Here is a 21916-nt window from a genome sequence, read left to right as displayed (position 1 = left end):
TGTGGGGATTGTAGGTCTGCCCAATCAACAGCAGCAGGCATGTCTGCACTTCATGCGGCGCACGTGCTTGACCCGTATCACGGCCGTCCCGGCCGTGCGAGTGGCCATTGCACGAACGGGGCGTCGCTGTCCGTAGTAGCATCCGATTGTGTGAGGCGGCGGGCGTTGCGTGCCAGAGGCGCTTTTGCAGCGGGCCGGTTTGTCCTATGATTGGTCATTGCTATGTCTCCCCGTCGTCTTTACATGGATAATGCGGCCACGAGCTTTCCCAAGCCTCGTGAAGTTCTTGGCGCGATGATGCGCTACGCGCGTGAGGTCGGCGCCAGCGCGGGGCGCGGTGCTTATCGCGAGGCGCTGGAGGCCGGCTCGCTGCTGAATGAGTGCCGCCGGCGACTGTGCAAGCTGTTTCACGCTCAGCGCCCGGAGCATTTCATCTTCACGCTCAACTGCACGGACGGACTGAACCTTGCGATCAAGGGTCTGATCGATCCGAGCGCCTCGGCCAGGGGGCATGTGATTTGTGCCGAGATCGATCACAACTCGATCCTGCGTCCGATACAGGCGATGGTCGAGCGCGGGTGGGTCGAGCAAACGCGGGTGAAGATCGATCCGGGCACGGGGCTGGTGGATCCGGACGATGTCCGCAAAGCGATCCGGCAGAACACGAAGTTCATCGCGATAGGTCATGCCAGCAACGTGACCGGCACGGTTCAGCCGATCCGTCAGATCGGCGCCATTGCGCGCGAATACGCCGTGCCGTTCATTGTCGATGCCGCGCAGTCCGCCGGGCATCTGCCGATCGACGTTCAGGCGGATAACATCGATCTTCTGGCTGCGCCGGGGCACAAAGCGCTGCTCGGGCCGCTGGGCACGGGGTTTTTGTACATCCGTCCGGGGCTGGAGAAGATTCTGCGCACGACGCGCGAGGGGGGCACCGGCTCGCTCAGTGAAGAGCCGCGTCAGCCGGAGTTGATGCCCGACCGCTATGAAGCCGGCAGCCACAACGCCATCGGTATCGCGGGCCTGAGCGAAGGCGTGCGATGGATTCTGGAGCAGGGCGTCGAGCAGCTTGCGGCTCATGACCAGGATCTGGTGCGGACGTTCATCGAGGGCGTGAGCAACATCGAAGGATTGACGTATTACGGTCCACAGGGCGTCAAGGACCGCATCGGGGTGTTCTCGGTTCGGATCAATGGCTTTGAGCCTCAGGAGCTGTCGGCCGTGCTCGAGGCCAACTACGGGATCCTGACGCGCAGCGGCATCCATTGCGCTCCGCTGGTTCATCAGGCGATCGGGACGCTGCAAAGCGGCGGGACGACCCGTTTCAGTTTCGGCCCGTTCCTGACCAAACAGGACGTGCGATTCGCCACCGACGTGCTGGCGGAGATCGCCACCAGTCACGTGACGGCGAAGTAGGAAACGATTTCCCGGATGGAGTTGGCGTCCGTGTGGCCGCTGCGGTATGCAGCCCATGAGGTGTCCGCCCATCAGCAGTACACTTCGAACAGGATCGGGTAGGGAATCAGGTCGGGGCGGACCAGGTGCAGCTTGCGAAGCTTGACCTCGCGCTGGAGGGAAGTCACCGCCGGATCGTCGTCGTTGGCGACGCGTGTATCGGTGGTCTGCGTCGGGGGCAGCAGTGGGGTGATCGCAAGCGTGGCGACCAACAGCAGACGAACAACGAACTGACCAGGCCGCGGGCGCATCGACGACTACTTTCCGACGGGGCGGGCGCCCGCCTGGGCGATCGACCACGACGACCGCGCCGGCAGGCCCGCACAGCAGGTTCGCGGTACCACCCAAAACTACCCCGCCGTGGTTTACACGCCAACGGAAAATCCGCGTCGCGACAGTGCAATCGCGCCGCCAGCGTCAAGCCAGGCAGAATCTGCCATTGCTGACGGAAGCGCCGGACGCAAGCCCTGGGTCCGGTAATATCACAAAAATGCCTTCGCGAGGCCGGTGATGGCCAAAAACCGTGGCCCATGATTGACCGCCAGCACGGCTGATGCGGCCGGCTCATTGGGACATGGGCGATTGCGTGTGGTGTTGCGGCGTGGCAGCGGGGTCGTCGGCTGGCGAGTCGGGCTGCCGAGGTTCGGCAGCGGCTTTGGCGGTAATCCCCGCGGTGATCGCGCTCAATAGCGCCGGTCGAACCAGCTTGAACGTTTCACGCAGCAGGCGTCGCAGCAGCCTGTGGCGCGCAGTGGGGCGATGCGACTGGCCGTTCAGGCCGTTGGCGTGCGGTGGCGGCGGAGCGATGGCGCGCTCGATTCTGGCCAGCTCACGGAGCAACTGTTGCTGGCGTGTGGGGACCAGGGTAACGGCGGCAAGGAACCCGCCCGCCGCCGCGGCGCCCACCGTCAGCCAGGGGTGTTCCCGCGCCCAGGCGCGGGGATCAGCGCCATGAGCGAGGTTGCGTGCGGCCAGTTCCAGAGCGCGCAACATGGCGTCGCGTGCCTGCTGCGCCTGTTGGCGTAGAAACTGGGCCTCGTCGAGTGCGGCGGCCGGACGCTTGGGGCTGCCGCGGCTGCCCATGGGCCGGCTCGACGGCCGCTCAGAAGTTGGCGGTGTGTTGTTCGGCGCTGCGCTGTCGGACATCGTGTCCGAAGTCAACGCGCTGACGCTGAATCCATCGCTCATAACGATCCACCGTTCGCTTGCGGGAGCGTTCAAAGATTCTTCTGACGCCCAGCCACGCTGCCAGGGCGACAACAGCGATCAAGAGCGAGCCAACGATCAGGTAGCCGGCCCAGATTCGCGGCCCGTCCTGGCTGCCCAGCAGCACGCCGACCGCCTGGGCAAGGCCCAGCACCGCGATGACCGCCGCGGTTACCAGCATCGCCGCGCACAGGAGCAATGCCACCGCTCCAACCGCCGTCCACACCACGGCCTTGCGAATCGACAGCTTCCAGGCGTCGAGCTTGGCGGCCAGGAAGTACAGGGCGTACTCCCTGGCCTCCATGAGCTGCGCGATGGCCTGTCGCATGGCCTGGGTCGGCTCCTCGGGACGATCCGCTGGATCGGCCTGGTGCCCATTGTCGGCCTGGGGTTGGATGCGTGGCTGGTCCATGCCTGTGGTCCGATGGCGAATACCGAATGCCGCCAGACCAGTGTCAAATGGATCTGGTCATGGGTGATTGACTTTCGGCATTCGACACTCGCGATGTGGCATTGCGGTCAGCTTCGCCGCCACAGAATCCCCAGCAGCATGCCCACGCCCGCGGCGATCAACAGCGACTGGATCGGCCTTTCCTGCACGAAGCGTTCCAGTCCGTGTTCCCACTCCTGGGCTCGCTGCCGGCCCTGCTGGTAGTACTCGCTGGCGGTTTGGCGCAGTTCATCGAGTTTTTCGGAGGCGGCCTCGCGAACCTCGCTGCCCATCTCGCGCAGGTCCTGCTGGATGTGGGAAGCGGTCTGGCGAATCCTCTCGGTGGCGCTGCCGGGGGTTTGCTGACCCTGGACGGATGCCTGGCTTTGCGGCTCCATGCCTGCGTCGCTGCGTGACATATCCGGCTCCTTTCGAAATGATCCGGCCGTCGGATCGGGTTTGTCTGCGAGGATGGTAAAGCGCCGCCGCGGCGGCAGGCAGCGCCAAAAAATGCCGGAATTGAGCCGACATGCCGGATTTCTTGTCTGTCGCGAGAATCCCTGCTAGATTGGCACAAACCAGTCGTTCATCAGGTCTACCGCAAGGCCCGCCCGGGCGGAATCGGCGGCCAATTGCGGGTTGATCGGTGCAAAGGAGCTGAACGTGGGCATCCGCGAAACGCTCAACCAGAACCCTGCCTTCACCACCGGCGCCACGGCTCTGATCATCCTCGTGGCGCTTGGGATCATCGTGTATCAACTGGTGGGCGGCGGGGACAACACCGCCGAGTTCACGGCGGGCAAGGCCTATTTCACGATCGACGACGGCAAGACGTGGTTTGCCGATGACGCCAGCAAGCTGCCGCCCTTCGAGCATCAGGGTAAGCCGGCGTATCTGGCGTTCGTGTACACCTACGACGGGGGCAAGACCAAGTTCGTGGCGTACCTCCAGCGTTACACTCCGGAGGCCAAGAAGCGGATCGAGGAAGCGCGAGCCAAGGGTCCGGCCGGAGAGTTGGCGTCGGTGGAGGCGCTGAGCGGGATCGAGGTCAAGCTGCCAGGTACGGGGGATGATCCGAAGAACTGGGTGAAGCGCACCGACCCCGCCGCCGCCAAGATCACCGAGATTCGCCCCCCTCCGGGCGTCAGCCCCGATGCGCTGGAGCAGGTGCTGCCACAACGGGCCGAGTGATGGGCGGCTTCAGCGGTAGGCGTCGAGGATTCGCTGGATGACGGAGGTGGTGCTTCGGCCATCCACCAGCGGCGCCAGCGCCACCCGTCCGCCGTAGCTTTCCACCACATCCCAGCCGACAACCTGCTGCTTGGTGTAATCCGCGCCCTTGACGAGCACGTCGGGGCGAATCTGTTCGATCAACTTGATCGGCGTGTCCTCATCAAAGGTGATCAGGTAGTCGATGCTTTCCAGTTCTTCCAGCACGCCCAGGCGATCGGCCTGATTGATGATCGGGCGTTTGTCTCCCTTGAGTCTGCGGATGCTGGCATCGGTGTTGACGCCGACGACCAGCAGGTCTCCCTGCCGTTTGGCCCACTGGAAGTATTTGACGTGCCCCAGGTGGATAATGTCGAAGGTGCCATTGGTGAAGACGATGCGTTTGCCGCTGGCACGGTGGCGATTCAGTTCAGGCAGGAGCTGTTCGAGGGTTCGCTGCTTGCCCAGGTGCTCGCGGACTTCGCTGAGCAGTTCCTGGATGATCTCGTCACGGGTGATGGGCACGGAGCCAGCGCGTTCGACTTCGAGTCCGGCCGCGACGTTGCCCAGCGCCACGGCCTCGTCCCAGCTTGCCCCACCGATCCGCGCGGCGGCGAGCATGGCCAGCAGCATGTCGCCGGCGCCGGCGACGTCGTAGACTTTTCGCTCGCGCGTTTTAAGCCACAGCCTTTGTCCCTGTCGCGTGGCCAGGTAGGCGCCGTTGCGATCCAGCGTCAGCACCGCCGCCTCGAGCCTGAGAACATCCAGCAGCATCTCGGCGGTGGCGCGGTATTCGGTCTCGTTGGTGCACTTCAGCCCGGTGGCGCGTTCGGCCTCGATGCGGTTGGGGGTGATGGCGGTGGCGCCGGCGTACTTGCGGTAGTCGCTGATGGGCGCCGGATCGACGAAGACCGGCACGCCGTGATCCTGCGATGTGCGGATGATCCGCTCGCACAGCTCCGCGGGCAAGAGCCCCTTGTTGTAGTCTTCGATGCACACGGCCGCGGCTCCGACGATCGATCGTTCGAACCGATGCGCGACTCGCCTGGCCAGCTCCGAGTCGATCGGCGAAGCGTCCTCGAAATCCACGCGGATCATCTGCTGGGGATGACGATGCTGCGCCAGCCCCACAAACCGCATCTTGCAGGTCGAGGGCCGCTGCGGCACGTCGATTACGCCAGCGTCGCTGGCGCCGCATTCGGCCAGCAGCGAGCGTATCCGCTTGCCGGTCGCGTCGGTCCCGACCATCGAGACCACGTCCACCTGCATGCCAAGCTTGGCCAGGTCTTCGGCGACGCGTCCGGCGCCGCCCAGGCGAAACTCCTCCCGCTGGTAATGCACCACCGGGACAGGGGCATCCTGGCTGAGGCGTTCGGCGTTGCCGTAGACGTAATGGTCGATCATCAGGTCTCCGACGAGCACCACTCGCCGCGAGGGCAGCTTCTCCACCAGCTCGATCAGACGGGTCGGCATAGACTGGCCATTGTACCGATCGTGTCGGTCCGATCGAAACCCGGCCACCCCCGCCGAGGCGGGAAAGTGGCTGGCAGATTGGCTACAGTATTCTGACGCATGGGCAAGACGATTCTCATTGTTGAGGATGAAACGGTCCTGAGGCAGTCGCTGGCCGAGCTGCTTCGTGAGGAAGGCTACGAAGTTCTGGAGGCGGGCGACGGAAAGGCGGCGTACCAGATCGCAGTGGATCGCCCCGTCGACCTGGTGCTCTCGGACGTGCGCATGCCGGAGATGGACGGCCTTGCGCTGCTGTCGCATCTGCAGAAGGTCGCACCGCAGACGCCCGTGATCATGATGACCGCTTACGGCACGGTGGAAAGTGCCGTGGCGGCGATGCGCGCCGGAGCGCACGATTACCTGCTCAAGCCAGTGCAGTTTGATGATGTGCTGATCAAGGTGCAGCGGGCTCTGGAGTTCAGCGAACTCAGCCGCACGCAGCGCGTGATGACCGAACAGGCGGCGCAGAACAGCACCTTCCACAATCTGGTGGGCATCTCCAAATCGATGACCCGGCTGTTCGACATGGTCAAGAAGCTTGGAACCGTGCGCAGCAATGTGCTGATCATCGGAGAATCAGGCACGGGCAAGGAACTTTTCGCCAGGGCGATCCACTACAACGGAATCACCCGCGACAAACCGTTCGTGGCGGTCAACTGCGGCGCGATCCCCGATACGCTGATCGAAAGCGAGTTGTTCGGCTACCGACGCGGGGCGTTCACTGGCGCGATCCGCGACAAGGTGGGCTACTTCGAGGCGGCCAACGGCGGAACGCTGTTTCTGGATGAGATCTCGACGCTGCCGCTGGCTGTGCAAAGCTCGCTGCTGCGGGTGCTGGAAGAAAAGGTGGTGGTGCCGGTGGGCGACACGCACCCCCGGCCCATCGAGCTGCGGGTCATCGCCGCTTCCAACCAGGACCTTGAGAAGATGGTGGCGGAAAAGCAGTTCCGCGAGGACCTGCTGTTCCGACTGAACGTGGTGAAACTGACGCTTCCGCCGCTGCGGGCACGCAAGGAGGACATCCCGCTGCTGGTACACCACTTCCTGGACAAGTACACCCGGCAGATGAACAAGCGTGTGCTGGGGCTGACCAACGGCGCGATGCGGGCGCTGCTGAACCACGAATGGCGGGGGAACGTGCGCGAGCTGGAGAACGTGATCGAGCGGGCGGTGATCTTCGCCGAGGGGCGGCAGATCGGCGTGGAGGACCTGCCCTTTACGGCCGAGGGAATCAGCGACGATGTCGGCGAGGATCTGAAAGAAGCCCTGGCGCAATTCGAGCGACAACACATCCTCTACAGCCTGCGGCGTCACAACTACGACAAGGTCGAGACCGCCAAGCACCTGGGGATCGGCGTATCCAGCCTGTATCGGAAACTGGATGAACTGAATATCCCGAAGAATGTGGGTGAGAGCGGCGGCGGGGCATGAGCCTCGGTCAGCTCAGGGATGCGCAGCATCAGCCTCGGCGCATGCGCAGCGGCGTGTAGGTGCAGTTGGGTTCTTCGGCGAGGTAGTCGTGGGTGAAGCCATAGGCGCGGGCGCGGCAGCCCATGCAGACTTTGCTGTATTCGCAAACCCCGCATTTGCCTTCGAGCCTGGAGTCGTCGCGCAGGTCGGCGAAGATCGTGCTTTGCCGCCAGATCTGCGGGAAAGGCGTTCGCAGCACATTGCCCGAAGACACCGGCAGGTAGCCGCAGGGGAAGACCTCGCCGGTGTGCGACACGAAGCAGACGGCTTGACCGGCCAGGCACCCTTTGGTCATGGCGGTCATGTCGGCATGGGCGCCGGGGTGTGCGCCGAGCCCGTGATGTGGTCCTGAAGGTCCGGTTTGCGCCGGATGAGCCATGTTCCGATGCGGATGCGCGAAGTGCGGCATTGGCCGGCCATCCTGCTTGGCGCGCTGACGCATGACTCGGAAATAGTGCGGAGCACAGGTGGCCTTGAGGTGGATTTTGCCTTCAAGGCTGCGATCGTAGATCCAGTTCAGTGCGGCCTCGTATTCCTCGCCGCTGAGCATCACGCTGGGATCCAGCTCCATTCCGCAGCCCACCGGAACGAGCATGAAGATGTGCAGGGCGTCGGCGCCAAGGTCCAGCGCCAGCCTGTATGTCTCGTCGAGCTTTCGCACGTTGTGCTTGGCGACGGTGGTGTTGATCTGCATGGACAGGCCGGCGTTGCGCAGGGCTTTGAATCCGGCGACGGAGGAGGCGAAGGCGCCTTCGCCGCGGAACTGGTCGTGGGTTGGGGCGTCGGGTCCGTCGAAGCTGATGGAGACTCGCCGGAAGCCCACGTCACGGACACGGGCGGCCAGCTCGTCGTTCATGATCGTCCCGTTGGTCGCCAGGGCAATGGGCAGACCCAAACCTGTTGCGAACTCGGCCAGTTCGAACAGGTCCGGGCGCATCAGCGGTTCGCCGCCGGAGAAGACCAGGATGGGCCGGCCAGTTTCCGGGAGGGTTCGGATGAACTGCCTGGCCTGTTCGGTGGTCAGGTCGAGCCTGCTGAGCTGGCGGGAGACTTCAAGCCTGCGGCAATGGACGCAGGCGAGGTTGCAGCCGGTGGTGGTTTCCCAGAACAACAGTCGCAGAGGCGGCGGGGGCGGGGCCGCCGGGTCCAGCAGCCGGCGGGTGCTGGTGGCACTGACCGCATCACTTGGAACTGGGTCGGCGACGGTTGGCAGCGGGATGGTCATACTCGTCCTCGCGCTTCTCTGCTTGCCTTGGTCGATCAACTGCCACCTGACTTCCTTGCCGGCGGCTTTAACCTTCTGTGGGTTGTATCGTTTTCCATCGCCACTTCTCATCGTCGGGAAACCTGAGGCTCCCGTCTGCTCAAAACAGCAAATGGAACAGGTAATCCAGGCGCCCAGCAAACAGCAGTTTCTTGCCGGAATAGCGCATCACCTGCCGGATCTGCTCCCGATACGTCGGGTGATAACAATGGCTGGGGCAGTGCTTGCACATGGGTTTAGGGTCCATCGGGCAGTGCGTTCGCTTAACAAACGCATGTGCAAGGAGTTTGGTGCACTGCGGGCACAGCAGGATCGGGCGACCGGCAATCGCCTGAACATCATGGGTTTTGAGCTGGACCGGCGCCTTGCACGCCTGTTTGTGCTGATAGCGGCAGTAGAGGCTGATAAACAGCGCCAGGGTTTTCAGGTCGTGCCGCAACTCATCGGCGCGGGGCTTGGCTGGATCCTGTTGGGCCAACGCAGTGGGCATAATTGCACCTCAGTCTCAGCATTGCAGAAGCCGTGCCACACAGGATGTTCTGGTCCGCATTTTGATACATCGCTGTTGATCCCCCGGCAAGGCGGGTGCGCCGCCCGTGTTGTCGGCGGGCAACCATCCGATGCACGCGCGACGCTGCTTCATCTTCACCATGGTGCTGCTCAGCGGGCTGACGCTGCTGGCGTGGCTGGGGATGGTGCCCCAGACCCCCGCGCCCAGCGATGCCTCGGCGATTCGTGCCAGGCCACCGATCAACGGTCCGCTGCTTCGTCTGGGAATCGTCCCTGAGCGCGACATCTTCGGGCAGCGGCAGCGGTATCGCGCGCTGGCCGAGTACCTCTCGCAGCGGCTGGGCCGACAGGTCGAGCTGCTGACCGTGCGGACCTACCAGGACGTGATCGAGGATTTCCGTGAGAAGAAGGTGGAGGCGGCGTTTCTGGGGTCGCTGGTGGCGGTGCTGGCGGTGGACCAGTTGGATGCACAGGTGCTGCTCAAGACGGAGTTGCCCGGGGGGATCAGCAGTTATCGCGGTGTGATCATCGTGCCGGAAGATTCGCCTCTCCAGTCGATGCAGGACTTGCGCGGCAGGCGCATTGCGATGGTCCGCACGACGCTGGCGGGGCACCTGTTTCCGATGGCGGAGTTCTCAAAGCGAGGATGGCTGGACGATCCGTCGGCGGCGCCCACGCCGCTATGGCTCGGCACGCACGACGAGGTGATCGGCGCGGTGCAGGCGGGCCAGGCCGACGCCGGCGCGGTCAAGGACCTGCGTCTGCATGAGTTGGAAAAGGTCCAACAGCCCAAGCTGCGCTTGCGGCGGTTGGCCATCAGCCCGGCCGTGCCGGAGAACGCCCTGGTGGTTCGCCGCGACGTGGTCGATCCGCTGGGCCGCGAGCTTGCCGCCGAGCTGATGAAGATGGACTCCACGCCCCAGGGCCGCGCCGTGCTGGAGCAGTTCGGCGCCGAACGGTTCGTGCCCTGCTCGCTGGAGGAGTACTCGGCGATCTACGACATGAGCCAGGCGCTGGCGGCGCGATGGAACGCGATCGGATTATCGGGCGAGCCACCGGTTCGGCGGCCAGGGGCGACGACGAACCAGTCGCCGCGGCTGATCCCGCAAACCAGCCCCGCCGAATAGGCTCTGAGACTGGGTGCTTGTGACATGCTGCGTCGAAAACTGCTGCTGAACCTCGGACCTCTGGTGGGGCTGCTGCTGCTGACAGCGGTGGCGGCGATCTGGTTCCTCCAGGGGATCCTGGCCAGGCTCAACCACGTCAGCGCGGTGGCATGGAGCGTGGTGGACGACGTCAACGCCCTGAGCATCACGGTCAACGAAATCGAACGTGATCTGTACCAGATCCAGCTTGGTCAGCAGCGGCATCTGGATGGGCTGATCGAGGCGATCGAGTCGTCACGGCAGCTCGTCGAGCGGATCGGAAGGCATTACCTGGTCCATGAGCCGGCATGCGCGCCGCTGTATCAGAGCATCGTCGAGCAGATGCCGATGTTCGAGCAGCACGTGGGTGTTCTGGCGACGGTGCAGGAGCCGTCGCTGGCCCGGCAACACGGCGAGGCGGCGCTGAACGCCGCCGTCGCCCTGCGGCGAGCCACCCTGCCTCTGAGCCGTTACGTTCGTGACCACGCCTACCGCGAGCAGACCGAGCTTACCACCCATTTTCGCAACCTGGTGCTGGGGCTGGCGGCGGTGTTCCTGGTCGTGATCAACGTTTCGGTCATGGTGCTGCTGCGCATGGGATCGATCGTGGTGCGCCCGGTGGAGAAGCTGGTGGCCGCCACCCGACTGCTCGGTGCTGAGCGGTTTGATTGCCGTATCGAGCTCGATCAGCACGACGAGTTTGATGAGCTGGCGCGGGCGTACAACTCGCTGGCCGAACAGCTCCAGGCCAACGAGCGAAAGCGCATCGAGACGCTGGGCCAGGTGGCGGTAACGATCAACCACGAGCTGAACAACGCAATCGCGATCATCGACCTTCAGCTTGCCAAGCTAAGCCGCCAGACCACCGGCGCGCCGGGCATCGAGAAGTGCCTGCGGGAGATTCATGAGAGTCTGGAGCGGGTAACCCGGACGGTGCAATCGCTGAAAAACGTGAGGCGAATCGTTTTGACGGATTACGTCCCTGGCACGAAGATGCTGGACCTGCGGCGATCGGTTGAACAGGAAGGGCAGCAGCACGGGCAGCAGCCGGCCGACCTCGCCGCCAGCCAACTCCAGCACTCATGAGCCAGCGCGACGACAGTGGCCGGATCCCAGGTACGGCGCAGCGGCGAGGACCGCTGCTGGTTCAGCTCCGGTGGTTCATCCGTCTGCGGTGGCTGGCGGGACTGATCGTGACGCTGGGCGCGATGGCGGACATGCGCTGGCTGGGGTGGTTTGCGCACTCGCCGCGAATCCTGCTGGTTGGCATCGCGATCGTCTTCTACAACCTGCTGCTGTGGTGGACGCTGCATGTGATCGGGCGCCGGCCGATTGGACCCAACCGCAGGGCGCTTCTGCTGCTGTCGGCCTGGGCTCAGTTGTTGCTGGACATGTTCTGTCTGACGCTGCTGGTGATCTGGACCGGCGGGGTGGACAGTCCGCTGACGCCTTTTTACGTGCTGCACATGGTGTTCGCGAGCCTGCTGCTGCCGCGGGCGATGGCCTACGCGGGCGCCGCAGCGGTCATCATCATGTATTGCGCAGCCCTGTGGGCGACGCGCAGTTGGCCCGCGGAGCGCAATGACCGGCTGATGTTCGCGGCTCGGATTCTGACGCTGCTGGCGACGGTGCATCTGGCCAATCACATCACGCGCAGCCTGCGGAGTCATCGGCGGCGGCTGCTGCGGCAGAACCGGCGCATCCGATTGATGACGCGGCAGCTCAAACGCCAGCAGCGGGCGATGATTCAGCATGAGAAGATGGTGGCATTGGGGCAGATGGCCGCGGGCGTGACACACGAGATCGCCAACCCTCTGGCCAGCATGGACAGTCTGCTGCAGCTCATGCAGCGCAAGCCGGATCGCGTGCGTCCGGAGGCGATTGCCACACTGCGGGAGCAGATCGACCGGATCAACCAGATCATCCAGCAGATGAAGACCTTTGCGCATCCGGCGGAGATGCAGCGGCAGACGGTGGAGCTGAACGAGGTGGTGGAGCAGGCGCTGCACATGCTCCGGTTCGACAAGCGGCTGAAGCAGGTGCGTCTGGAGCGGCAGTACTCGCCGCAGGCCGGGCGTGTCTGGCTTTTACCGCAGGCGCTACAGCAGGTGCTGGTGAACCTGATCATCAACGCGTTGGATGCGATGTCGCAGACGCCCGAGCCGGTGCTGACGATCCGCACCGACCGGCGCGAGGGATGGTGCCTGATCGAGGTCAGCGACAACGGAACGGGGATTCTGCCGGAGCACATGGGGCGATTGTTCGAGCCGTTTTTCACGACCAAGCCGCCGGGCAAGGGCACGGGGTTGGGGCTGTCGATCAGCTACAGTCTGATTCAAAAGCAGGGCGGGAGCATCACGGTGCGCAGCCAGCCAGGCAAGGGCGCCAGTTTCATCATTCGCCTGCCGGTGCAGGCGGCCGCGTCGGACTTGGCACAGGCGGCGGGCAGTCCCGCAAACGGGAAAACACAGGACAAGTCTATCTGAATAGTGGGAAAACATGGGCGAGAAGTAGCCCGTGAATGGGATTTTTCGCCTGTCTTTTCCCTTAATCCGTCAAGAGTTAAGTCAATCCGATCCTTTGGTCTGTTCTTTGCGACGGCGTCGCAGTTGCCATTTCTCAACAGGAGCCTGACGTGCAGCATACAGGCGCATGCGCGCGGGCAAAGATCGGGCTGGTGATAGGTGCTGCGGCATGGGTGATCGGGCAGGTTGCCGCCGCGGCCCCGGCAGCATCGCCGACCACCACAGTCGCCAGGCCCAATACCGTCACCGAGTACTGCGCCAGCCAGACCTGCCACGCAGGCATCGTCAACCGCAGGGTGATGCACGGTCCGACGGCTCAGGCAAAATGCCTGGCATGTCATCAGTATGATGAGCCGAGGGAACACCGATTTCGACTGGCGTCGCCGGGCGAGCGGTTGTGCGGGGACTGCCACAGCCTCAAACATCGCACGACCGTCCACACTCCTGTGAGGCAGGGTCGATGCACGGGATGCCATGATCCGCATGGTTCGGCTCATCGCGCGATGCTCCGGGACGATCCGACACGGGGGTTGTGCCTCAGTTGCCACAAACAGCAGGGCTTTGAGAACAGGAAGTTTGTGCACGGTCCGGTAAGCAGCGGAGCATGCATCCTGTGTCACGAGCCGCATTCTTCGTGGCAGCCCAAGCTCCTGACGGATCCGCCGCAGCAGTTGTGTATCGGTTGTCATTCCGAGCTTGTGGCCTGCGGCGACTTTGGACGGCACGTGCATGCGCCCGTGAAGGACAACTGCACGTCCTGCCACGATGCCCACGCCTCGGACCATCGCTATCAGCTTCGCGACGGCGCACCCGGGCTGTGCCTGTCGTGTCACAAGGAACTGGGCAAGGCGCTGGCCAGCAGCGCCGTAGTTCACGGCGCGACGACCGAGCCTGGCGGTTGTCTGGGCTGTCATTCGCCGCACTTTTCACAGTTGCCGAAATTGCAGCGACGGACGCAGCCGCAGCAGTGCCTGGGTTGCCACGACCGTGCGACGCGAGCAGCGGATGGACGGGAGCTTGCGAATATGGCGTCGCTGCTGGAGGAGAATCCACAGCATCACGGCCCGATTCGTCAGGGGGCATGCACGGCCTGCCATCAGCCTCACGCAGGGCAGCGCTTCAGGCTTCTGCTGGCCGATTATCCCCCGGAGTTCTACGCCCCGTTCAAGCTCGATCAGTACGCGTTGTGTTTCAACTGTCACATTCCGGATCTGGTGCTGAAGCGCAACGGCGTGGGGCTGACGCGGTTTCGCAAGGGAGATCTGAACCTGCACTGGCTGCACGTGAACCAGGAGAAGGGGCGTACCTGCCGCGCCTGCCATGAGGTGCATGCTTCCCGGCAGCCTTTCCACATCCGCCAGGCTGTGCCCTTCGGGGACAGGGGGTGGATGCTGGAGATCAATTACGAGCAGACGGAATCAGGCGGGCGGTGCTCGCCAGGATGTCACGGACCCAGAGACTACGACCACGGCGGCAGCGCCAGGCTGCCGACCACCAGGCCGCAGGAGCAGAGCAATGCCATCGCGACTCCCTAAATGGCTGAGGTTGCTGGTCGGATTGGGTGTGCTGCTGGCCGCCAGCGGCTCGGCACGGGCGGTCAGTCATCTCAAGCCCGGACAGCAGGCGCCGGCGATCAGGCTCAAAGACCTGGCGGGCGTGGAGCATTCGCTGGAGCAGGAGCGTGGCCGAATCGTCGTGCTGCTGTTCGGCGAGTTGTATCACGAGAGGACACGGCGCGCCTGCGACGAGCTGCACGCGGTGCTGCATGATCCACGCCTGGCGGACCAGAAGATCTCCGCCTGGCTGATCGTGGCTGGAGACATTGAGCCCCGGCAGATCGAAGCCGGTCCGTTTCAGCGGCTGCCGCGGACCATCCTGCATGATCCGCTGCGGCAGGCGTTCGACGCCTATCAGGTTGCGGTCATGCCGTCGCTGGTCGTACTCGACGCGCAGGGGCGCGTGGTTTATGCCGTCCCCGGCTACACCTCGCGATTTTCTGATCTGCTGACCGATGCGTTGCTGGTGGCTGCGGGAAAACTCAGCCCCGAGCGATTCGCCGACTCGCAACGCCCGCCGGCCACGACGGCGGAGTCCTCGCCGCAGGTCCGAGCCGACCGTCTGGCGATGCTCGCGCGGCAACTGGCCCGCCGCGGGCTGGATGAACTGGCTGAGGAAAAGTTGCGCCAGGCCATCGAGATAGATCCGAATCTGCTCCAGGCTCGCCTGGATCTGGGTGCGCTGCTGTTGAAACATCGGCGTATGGCCGAAGCCGAGACGCAGTTCCGGCATGTCCTGGCGGCGCAGCCCGCGTCGGTGGAGGCATCAATCGGACTGGCGTTTGTGCAGACTCTGCGCGGCGGGACGGAGCTGGACGAGGCCGAGCGAATCATCCGCGACGTGCTGGCGCGGAACCCCACATTGCCCCGCGGGCATTATCTGCTGGGGATGATCCTGGAGCAGCGTGGGCGACTGGACGACGCCGCCGCCAGCTACAAACGTGCCGCCCAACTGCTGCTGGAGCAGAGCGAATCGCAATGACGCGGCACAGGAGCAGGGCCATGAGCGATCCACAGTGCATCTCACAAGCCCCGAACCAGCCGGATGTCTGTTGTGACGGCCGACGTACGTTCTGCAAGTGCTGCATCGGGGTGATGGCGGTGACGTCGGCGGCGATGGTGGGCTTCCCGATCGCCGCGTTCCTGTCGCTGCCGGAGCAACTGGAGGCCAACAAGCCGCTGGAGGTTCCGCTGGACCGGCTCAGTGCCGGTCAGGCGCAGTATCTGGAGCTGCGCGGGCAGCAGTTGATTGTGCTGGCGATGCAGGATGGCCCCAGCGTCTTCAGCGCGTCCTGTCCGCATCTGGGGTGCAATGTGATCTGGGACGCGGGCGAAGGCATCTTTCGCTGTCCGTGCCACGGCGCGATGTTCGATTCGACCGGCAAGGTGATCCGCGGTCCGGTCAGCGCTCCCTTGAGCAAGGTCGAGTTCCAAATCAAGGACGGGAAGCTGATCGTGATGTAGGAGGGCATTGATATGAATCTGGCCCGCAGCGTCTTTAACTGGCTTGATGAGCGGTATCGCCTCACGCCGCTGATCGAAAAGAACATCACGCACAAGCAGGTTCCGCGAACGTTGAGCTGGGCGGCGTGTTTCGGTGGGCTGTCTGTGCTGACGTTCATGGTGCAGGTGTTCACGGGCATCCTGCTGCTGATGTACTACAAGCCGCATCCCGACGCCGCCTGGGACAGCGTCATGTTCATCAGGTCCAACGTGCCGATGGGATGGCTGGTGCAGCGGATTCATGCGGTGACGGCGAATCTGATGATTGTGCTGGTGTTCATGCACATGCTGCGGGTGGCGTACTTCAAGATCTATCGCAAGCCGCGCGAGCTGCACTGGGTCAGTGGGGTGATGCTGGCGGTGCTGACGACGATGATGGCGTTCACGGGATACCTGCTGCCCTGGACGCAGCTCAGCTACTGGGGCGCGAAGGTGGGCACCGAGATCCCCGGAGCCGTGCCGCTGATCGGGCCGCAGATCGTGCGTTGGGTTCGGCGAGGAAACGCCATCAGCGGCGAGACGCTGGGCTTTTTCTTTGCCCTGCACGTGTGGCTGCTGCCGCTGATCATCATCGGGTTCATGCTCATGCACTTTGCCATGATCCGCCGGACCGGGATTTCCCGGCCACTGTGATCCGGAATCGCAACCAGCGGAGTTGACAGAAATGGCGGTGGATTACCGAGAACAATACCGGCCGGAGCAGCTCGAGCCTTTCTGGCCGAACGAGATCGTCAAGATGGCGGTGGTGGTGCTGTGCACGCTGGCGGTGATCATGTTATTGGCGATCCTGCCGGTGCTGCTGGAGATGGCCGGACTCAGCGCCGGCGAGCACCAGGAGCAGCCCGCCAACCCGCGCGGCGCCACTCCAGTGGGAATCAAGCCGGAGTGGTATTTCCTGGCGACGTATCAATACCTGCGTCTGATGCCGACGCAGTTGCTGGGCATCAGCGGCAAGACGCTGGGCGTGCTCAGCCAGGGGGCGCTGGTGGCGGCGGTGCTGCTGCTGCCATTCTGGTATCGTCGCAATGCCGCCCGCCGCCCGACCCGGACGTATCGCCTGCTGGTCACGGGTGTGCTGTTCGGCTTTGTTGGGCTGACGCTATGGGGAGGCTGGCCGGAAACCTTCGAGCATGGCCGGGAACAGTTGATCCCGCTGGGGGAGTATGTTCGCCAGCGTCCGCTCATGTTCGTGATGACCGCCGTGGCGCTGGTGGTTTTTTACCTGCTGATCTGGCACGAGCGGTCGGCGATCCGCCGGGTATTGGACGGATCGGCGCACGACCCGGAGGGCCGACCATGAAAGAGGCTGCAAGCTGGCTGATGATCGTTTGCCTGGCGGCGGCAGCGCATGCCGCGGCGCCGGCGACTGATTCGGCGGCAGCGGATCCATACGCCGACAACGCCTGCGTGCAGTGTCATCGCGATCTTCCGGGTCGATCCGCCGAGATCGTCGAGCTGGAATGGAAGCAGAGCGTTCACTACACCGCGGGCGTCGGCTGCGACGGGTGCCACGGGGGCAACGCGTCGCTGCGGCGATCGCAGTTCGATTCCGACGAGCAGTTCAAGCGCGCCGCGCACCTTCAGCGCAGCAGCGAGTTCCTGGTCATGGATCGTTCCAGCCAGTTCGTCAGCGCCGCGCGCGGACGTGCCGTCAGCTATTTCTGTGGCAAGTGCCATGCGCAGATCAAGGCTGAGCACCTGGGCAGTCCGCACGGCGAGTTCGGGGATCCCACATGCCTGTACTGCCACGGACAAGGCTCGCATCGAATCACTCACCCCACGCCCGAGATCATCGATGTGCGCGGGCGAGCCGAGGGAGGGCGGTGCAGCCCATGCCATCGCTCCGGCACCATGCAGGCGGTGCAGCGCATCCGCACGCTGCTGATCAATACCGAAGAGCAGATCAAGACCTCCGGCGAGCTGTACCGGCAACTGGAAGCCTGGGGCTACCGCAACCTCGAGCTTGAGAAACTGCATCACCACGCGCAGCAGACGCGCTCGAAGCTGCGCCAGATTTTCCACAGCTTCAACATGCGCGACATCGCGAACTTCGCGGCGGAGATTCAAGCCAGTGTCGAGCGAACCGAGCAGACCTACGCGCTGGTGCAGCGATTGCGAGCAACACAACGGCAGCAAACGATCATGGGGTCGGCGGCGGTGCTGCTGCTGCTCAGCTTCGCGGGGCTGCTGGTTTACTACAAGAAGCGGTTTTTGGACCATGCCAGCGACGCGGCGGTTTCCCGCATTCGGGAAAGGCGTGGGGGCGCGGGTGTAATTTCTGAGAAGGTATCAGCTTAGGAGGCACGGCAGGGGCGGGCAGACGGCGAAAAAGGGGATGTTTTGGTCCTATTTCTGGCACGGCTCATGCGATAGCCCTGGCATGATCGCAGTCGGATCAAGGCTTGTCCGCCGCGCGCCTGGTCTGTCCCTTGTATGCCACGCCCTGTGTCTTGTTGTGCTGATTGGGCTGGCCGGGCTGGGGCCTTCGATCGCCTCTGCGGTGGAGGTCACACAGGCCGAGATCGAAAACCGCCGCTGTTTTGCCTGCCATGCCCAGAGTCACATCGCCCGCGTCACCGGCGAGCAGCGGCGGGTGATGGTGGCGCCGGCCACACAGCCGACAACCCCAGCGCAAGATCTGCTCACACCTCGGCCGGGGCTGCTGGTCGGCCCCGAGGCGCTACAGGGTTCGGTGCATGCCGGGCTGGCGTGCGTTGCCTGCCATCCCCAGGCCAGCACGCTGCCGCACCCGCAGGTGATGCGACCGGCGAGCTGCGATTCGAACTGTCACGTGATCCCCAGCGCCAACTACCGTGCCGGCGTACACGCCGAAGCTCTGGCCAAGGGCAACTCCCAGGCGCCGACCTGCTCCACCTGCCACGGCGCGCACGACATTCTTCCCAGGACCAATCGTCAGTCCCGCACGTTCCCATTGAACATCGTCAAGGTGTGCGGCGACTGCCATCGACAACACGCCTCCACCAACGGCATGGACGGCGCCCGTCACATCCAGCAATACCTGGACAGCGTGCACGGGCGGGCGGTCAGGGGCGGGCTGAGCGTGGCGGCGACCTGCGCCGATTGTCACGACGGCCACAGGGTCCTGGCATCAGGCCACCCACAGTCCAGTGTCCATCGCAGCAACATTCCCACGACCTGTGGACGCTGCCACGTCGGCGTGACCGAAACCTACGCCAGCAGCGTTCACGGCGAGCTGCTGGCCAAAGGACAGAAGGATGCTCCGGTCTGCTCCGACTGCCACACCTCACACGCGATTACTCGAACCGACACACCCGCGTTCAAGCTCGACATCGTCAACGAGTGCGGCACGTGCCACGACAAGCCGATCCCCGGCAGCCCCAGCGGACTGAGCCTGTATCAGAGCTATCGCGACAGCTACCACGGACAGGTGACGGCGCTGGGATTCGCCCGCGCTGCCCGGTGCAGCGACTGCCACGGATCCCACGAGGTCCGGCGGATCCAGGACCCGGCTTCACGAATGCACCCTGATAATCGCATCGACACCTGCCGACAATGCCACCCCGGCGCCGATGCGAAATTCGCCAGCTACCAGGCCCACGCCGACCCGACCAACCCCAGACGTTCGCCGGTCCTGTTCGGCGTGAGGTGGTACTTCATCCTGATGATGAGCGCGGCGTTCGGGTTCTTCGGGCTGCACTCGGTCATGTGGTTCGCGCGTTCCCTGTACGAGCGCATCCGACATGGACTGAACCCCGGACACGCCCACGCCCGAGACGGCGCCTCGATCAAACGCTTCAACCGTGTCGATCGCATTAACCACGCGTTCGTGATCGTCAGCTTCTTCGGATTGACTCTCACCGGCCTGCCGCTCCTTTACGCCGACAAGGGATGGGGTCGAACGCTGGCGGCGATGCTCGGCGGGCCAAACGCCACCGGTTACCTGCATCGCTTCTTCGCCATCATGCTCATCGCCAACCTGCTGGTGCATGCCGTAGGCGTGATCCGTCGGTTCCGCAGATACGGCGTGAAGGCGATGCTGTTCGGCCCGGAAACCATGCTCCCGCGGTGGAAGGACGTCACCGACTGCATCGGGATGTGGAAGTGGTTCCTGTTCGGCGGCCCAAGGCCACGCTTCGATCGCTGGACCTACTGGGAGAAATTCGACTACATCGCGGAGATCGGCGGGTCGCTGATCATCGGCATCACCGGGCTTTTCCTGTGGTTCCCGGTGTTTTTCTCCAAATACCTGCCCGGCTGGATGTTCAACGTCGCGCAATACATCCACGGGTATGAGGCGCTGCTGGCCATCGGGTTCATCTTCACCATCCACTTTTTCAACGCGCATCTGAGGATCGAGAAGTTCCCCGTGGATGATGTGATCTTCACGGGAAGCCTTCCGGAAACGGAGTTCAGGGAAGAACGCCCGCTGGAATACGAGCGGCTGGCGCGGCGTGGCGAGCTGGAGGCGCTGCGCGTGCCCCCGCCGAAACGCGCCTATCGCATCTTCGCCGTCATCGTGGGCATCATCGCCATGGCGGTCGGTACCACTCTGGTGGTGCTGATCATTCTTGCAGGATTGGGTTGGATATGAGCACGCAAACCAGCGACAACACCGCAGCAATCCAGGCGACGCCGCCGCAGCCCCGGCCCAGGTGGATGCGCATGCTGGGATTGCGGCCCCGTCCGGCAGGCCGGTTCCTTCGCGTCGCTCCCACCCGCGGAGGATGGATCCTGCTGGTCGTGCTGCTGGCGGTCGGCGGGGCGGCAGCCTTCGCCGAGTACTCCATGCAACCGGACTTCTGCCGTTCCTGCCATCTCATGGAGCCGTATTACGAGGCCTGGCACGGATCCACCCACAAGAACGTGCCCTGCGCCATGTGCCACTTCGAGCCGGGATTCAAAAACACCCTCAAGGGCAAGTGGCAGGCGAGCAGCCAGGCCATCAAGTACATCACCCAGACCTACGGCTCCAAACCCCACGCGGAAATCCAGGACGCTTCGTGCATGCGCAGCGGCTGCCACGAGCGGCGACTTCTGGAAGGCAAGGTGAACTGGGAGGTGCCCACGGTGCGTGGCGGCACGATCACCATCCGCTTCGACCACACTCCCCACCTTCAAAGCGAACGTCGCGGCAAGCAGCTTCGCTGCGTCTCCTGTCACTCTCAGATCGTGCAGGGCCAACACCTGGTTGTGACCCTCGACACCTGCTTCCTGTGCCACATGAAAGGATTCGAGCACGGACGCAACCAGCAGACGCTCACCGGCTGCCGCAGTTGTCACGATGCGCCCAAGCAGCAGATCCGCCTGGCCACCGGCATGTTCAACCACTCCGACTATCTGGATCGCGGCGTGGGCTGCCAGAACTGTCACTCGGACGTGGTCAAAGGCGACGGCGAGGTTCGCCAGCAGGTCTGCTGGACCTGCCACAACGTCGCGAAGTTTGTTCAGCGGTTCAATGAGCCCAACTTCCTGCACCGCAAGCACGTGACCGAGCACAAGGTCGAGTGCTCCAACTGTCATGTGCAGATCGAGCATCACCTGACCGCGGGCCTGGCCCGGGACATCAAGACCCCGCAGGGAAGCCGCGCCGTGCTCGACACTGGCACCTGCCAGTCATGCCACGAACTGACGCACAGCGGCCCGGCGGAAATGTATCGTGGCACCGGCGCCCGGGGCATTCCGGAAATGCCCAGCCCCATGTACCGCGCCCAGGTCGATTGCATCGCCTGTCACAAGGCCAAAAAGCAGCCCAGCGAGGCCGCCGAGATCGTCGGGCAGACCTTCGTCGCCATGCAGCAGGCGTGCAATGACTGTCACGGCACCAGATATCAGGGCACGCTGGATACATGGCGGGAACTGATCGCATCCAGACTCGCCCGGGCGCAGACTGAATACGACGCCGCACGCGCCGCCGTCGATGCCGCTGCCCTGAATCCCACCGAGCGGCTCAAGGCCGACCGCCTGCTGGATGACGCCGCGCACAACATCCGCTTCGTCAGGCTCGGCCACGGGGTACACAACGTCAACTACGCGACCGCGGCGCTGAACATCGCACTGGAGTGGAGCAGCCAGGCGCGACGACTGGCGGAGAACAGGCAGACCGCAGGAGCTGGACCGTGAGATTCGATCGGCACAGCACATCGGCGACC

At 64.0% G+C, this 21916-nt stretch carries 21 protein-coding genes; 14 read left to right on the top strand and 7 right to left on the bottom strand.

Features of this window, described 5'->3' with window-relative positions:
* The first annotated feature begins 222 nt into the window (after window positions 1-222).
* On the top strand, window positions 223-1416 hold the full coding sequence (locus ACQS5P_RS03740; protein ID WP_428939564.1) for an aminotransferase class V-fold PLP-dependent enzyme: 1194 nt from the start codon (window positions 223-225) through the stop codon (window positions 1414-1416).
* Between the two features lie 71 nt (window positions 1417-1487).
* Here ACQS5P_RS03740 and ACQS5P_RS03735 read toward each other — a convergent pair whose 3' ends face one another.
* From ACQS5P_RS03735 to ACQS5P_RS03720, 4 genes are all read right to left on the bottom strand, one after another.
* Window positions 1488-1706, bottom strand: a complete 219-nt coding sequence (locus ACQS5P_RS03735) for a hypothetical protein (protein WP_428939563.1) — start codon at window positions 1704-1706, stop codon at window positions 1488-1490.
* A gap of 313 nt (window positions 1707-2019) precedes the next feature.
* Complete coding sequence (locus ACQS5P_RS03730; protein ID WP_428939562.1) at window positions 2020-2538, bottom strand: hypothetical protein; 519 nt, start codon at window positions 2536-2538, stop codon at window positions 2020-2022.
* Window positions 2539-2557: 19 nt separating this feature from the next.
* Complete coding sequence (locus ACQS5P_RS03725; protein ID WP_428939561.1) at window positions 2558-3073, bottom strand: phage holin family protein; 516 nt, start codon at window positions 3071-3073, stop codon at window positions 2558-2560.
* 107 nt (window positions 3074-3180) lie between these two features.
* A complete protein-coding gene (locus ACQS5P_RS03720; protein ID WP_428939560.1) occupies window positions 3181-3510 on the bottom strand; it encodes a DUF883 family protein in 330 nt (109 codons plus the stop codon).
* A gap of 244 nt (window positions 3511-3754) precedes the next feature.
* On the opposite strand from ACQS5P_RS03720, the gene ACQS5P_RS03715 reads away from it, so the two are divergent.
* A complete protein-coding gene (locus ACQS5P_RS03715; RefSeq protein WP_428939559.1) occupies window positions 3755-4282 on the top strand; it encodes a hypothetical protein in 528 nt (175 codons plus the stop codon).
* A 9-nt stretch (window positions 4283-4291) separates the two neighbouring features.
* Here the strand turns inward: ACQS5P_RS03715 and rfaE2 are convergent, their stop codons facing one another.
* Window positions 4292-5773 (bottom strand): D-glycero-beta-D-manno-heptose 1-phosphate adenylyltransferase, encoded by a 1482-nt coding sequence (rfaE2, locus tag ACQS5P_RS03710; protein ID WP_428939558.1) that lies wholly within the window; start codon window positions 5771-5773, stop codon window positions 4292-4294.
* Between the two features lie 99 nt (window positions 5774-5872).
* On the opposite strand from rfaE2, the gene ACQS5P_RS03705 reads away from it, so the two are divergent.
* Window positions 5873-7243 (top strand): sigma-54-dependent transcriptional regulator, encoded by a 1371-nt coding sequence (locus ACQS5P_RS03705; RefSeq protein WP_428939557.1) that lies wholly within the window; start codon window positions 5873-5875, stop codon window positions 7241-7243.
* A 28-nt stretch (window positions 7244-7271) separates the two neighbouring features.
* On the opposite strand, the gene ACQS5P_RS03700 is transcribed toward ACQS5P_RS03705, so the two are convergent.
* Complete coding sequence (locus tag ACQS5P_RS03700; protein ID WP_428939556.1) at window positions 7272-8618, bottom strand: radical SAM protein; 1347 nt, start codon at window positions 8616-8618, stop codon at window positions 7272-7274.
* Window positions 8619-8646: 28 nt separating this feature from the next.
* A complete protein-coding gene (locus ACQS5P_RS03695; RefSeq protein WP_428939555.1) occupies window positions 8647-9036 on the bottom strand; it encodes a nitrous oxide-stimulated promoter family protein in 390 nt (129 codons plus the stop codon).
* A 130-nt stretch (window positions 9037-9166) separates the two neighbouring features.
* On the opposite strand from ACQS5P_RS03695, the gene ACQS5P_RS03690 reads away from it, so the two are divergent.
* The 11 genes from ACQS5P_RS03690 (at window position 9167) to ACQS5P_RS03640 (ending at window position 21887) form a co-directional block, all read left to right on the top strand.
* Complete coding sequence (locus tag ACQS5P_RS03690; protein ID WP_428939554.1) at window positions 9167-10183, top strand: phosphate/phosphite/phosphonate ABC transporter substrate-binding protein; 1017 nt, start codon at window positions 9167-9169, stop codon at window positions 10181-10183.
* A gap of 24 nt (window positions 10184-10207) precedes the next feature.
* Window positions 10208-11287: a HAMP domain-containing protein gene (locus tag ACQS5P_RS03685; protein ID WP_428939553.1), complete on the top strand. Its 1080-nt coding sequence runs from the start codon at window positions 10208-10210 to the stop codon at window positions 11285-11287.
* On the top strand, window positions 11284-12687 hold the full coding sequence (locus ACQS5P_RS03680; RefSeq protein WP_428939552.1) for a sensor histidine kinase: 1404 nt from the start codon (window positions 11284-11286) through the stop codon (window positions 12685-12687). The genes ACQS5P_RS03685 and ACQS5P_RS03680 overlap by 4 nt, the downstream gene beginning before the upstream one ends.
* 149 nt (window positions 12688-12836) lie before the next feature.
* Complete coding sequence (locus ACQS5P_RS03675) at window positions 12837-14261, top strand: cytochrome c3 family protein (RefSeq protein ID WP_428939551.1); 1425 nt, start codon at window positions 12837-12839, stop codon at window positions 14259-14261.
* The gene (locus ACQS5P_RS03670; RefSeq protein ID WP_428939550.1) at window positions 14242-15264 is read left to right on the top strand and encodes a tetratricopeptide repeat protein; all 1023 of its coding nucleotides are present in this window, start codon (window positions 14242-14244) and stop codon (window positions 15262-15264) included. The genes ACQS5P_RS03675 and ACQS5P_RS03670 overlap by 20 nt, the downstream gene beginning before the upstream one ends.
* A gap of 20 nt (window positions 15265-15284) precedes the next feature.
* Entirely contained in the window at window positions 15285-15746 is a 462-nt protein-coding gene (locus ACQS5P_RS03665; protein WP_428939549.1) for a ubiquinol-cytochrome c reductase iron-sulfur subunit, read from the top strand.
* A 12-nt stretch (window positions 15747-15758) separates the two neighbouring features.
* Entirely contained in the window at window positions 15759-16418 is a 660-nt protein-coding gene (locus ACQS5P_RS03660; RefSeq protein WP_428939548.1) for a cytochrome b, read from the top strand.
* A gap of 31 nt (window positions 16419-16449) precedes the next feature.
* On the top strand, window positions 16450-17085 hold the full coding sequence (locus ACQS5P_RS03655) for a hypothetical protein (RefSeq protein ID WP_428939547.1): 636 nt from the start codon (window positions 16450-16452) through the stop codon (window positions 17083-17085).
* Window positions 17082-18083, top strand: a complete 1002-nt coding sequence (locus ACQS5P_RS03650) for a multiheme c-type cytochrome (protein WP_428939546.1) — start codon at window positions 17082-17084, stop codon at window positions 18081-18083. The genes ACQS5P_RS03655 and ACQS5P_RS03650 overlap by 4 nt, the downstream gene beginning before the upstream one ends.
* 82 nt (window positions 18084-18165) lie before the next feature.
* Window positions 18166-20358 carry a hypothetical protein gene (locus tag ACQS5P_RS03645; protein WP_428939545.1) on the top strand — a complete coding sequence of 731 codons (2193 nt, stop codon included), beginning with the start codon at window positions 18166-18168 and terminating at the stop codon, window positions 20356-20358.
* The gene (locus ACQS5P_RS03640; RefSeq protein ID WP_428939544.1) at window positions 20355-21887 is read left to right on the top strand and encodes a NapC/NirT family cytochrome c; all 1533 of its coding nucleotides are present in this window, start codon (window positions 20355-20357) and stop codon (window positions 21885-21887) included. Before ACQS5P_RS03645 ends, ACQS5P_RS03640 begins: the two co-directional genes overlap by 4 nt.
* The last annotated feature ends 29 nt before the right edge of the window (window positions 21888-21916 follow it).

Origin of the sequence: Fontivita pretiosa, assembly GCF_050410795.1 — a bacterium.
Taxonomy (GTDB): domain Bacteria; phylum Planctomycetota; class Phycisphaerae; order Tepidisphaerales; family Tepidisphaeraceae; genus Fontivita; species Fontivita pretiosa.
This window is presented reverse-complemented; position numbering and strand designations above follow the sequence as displayed.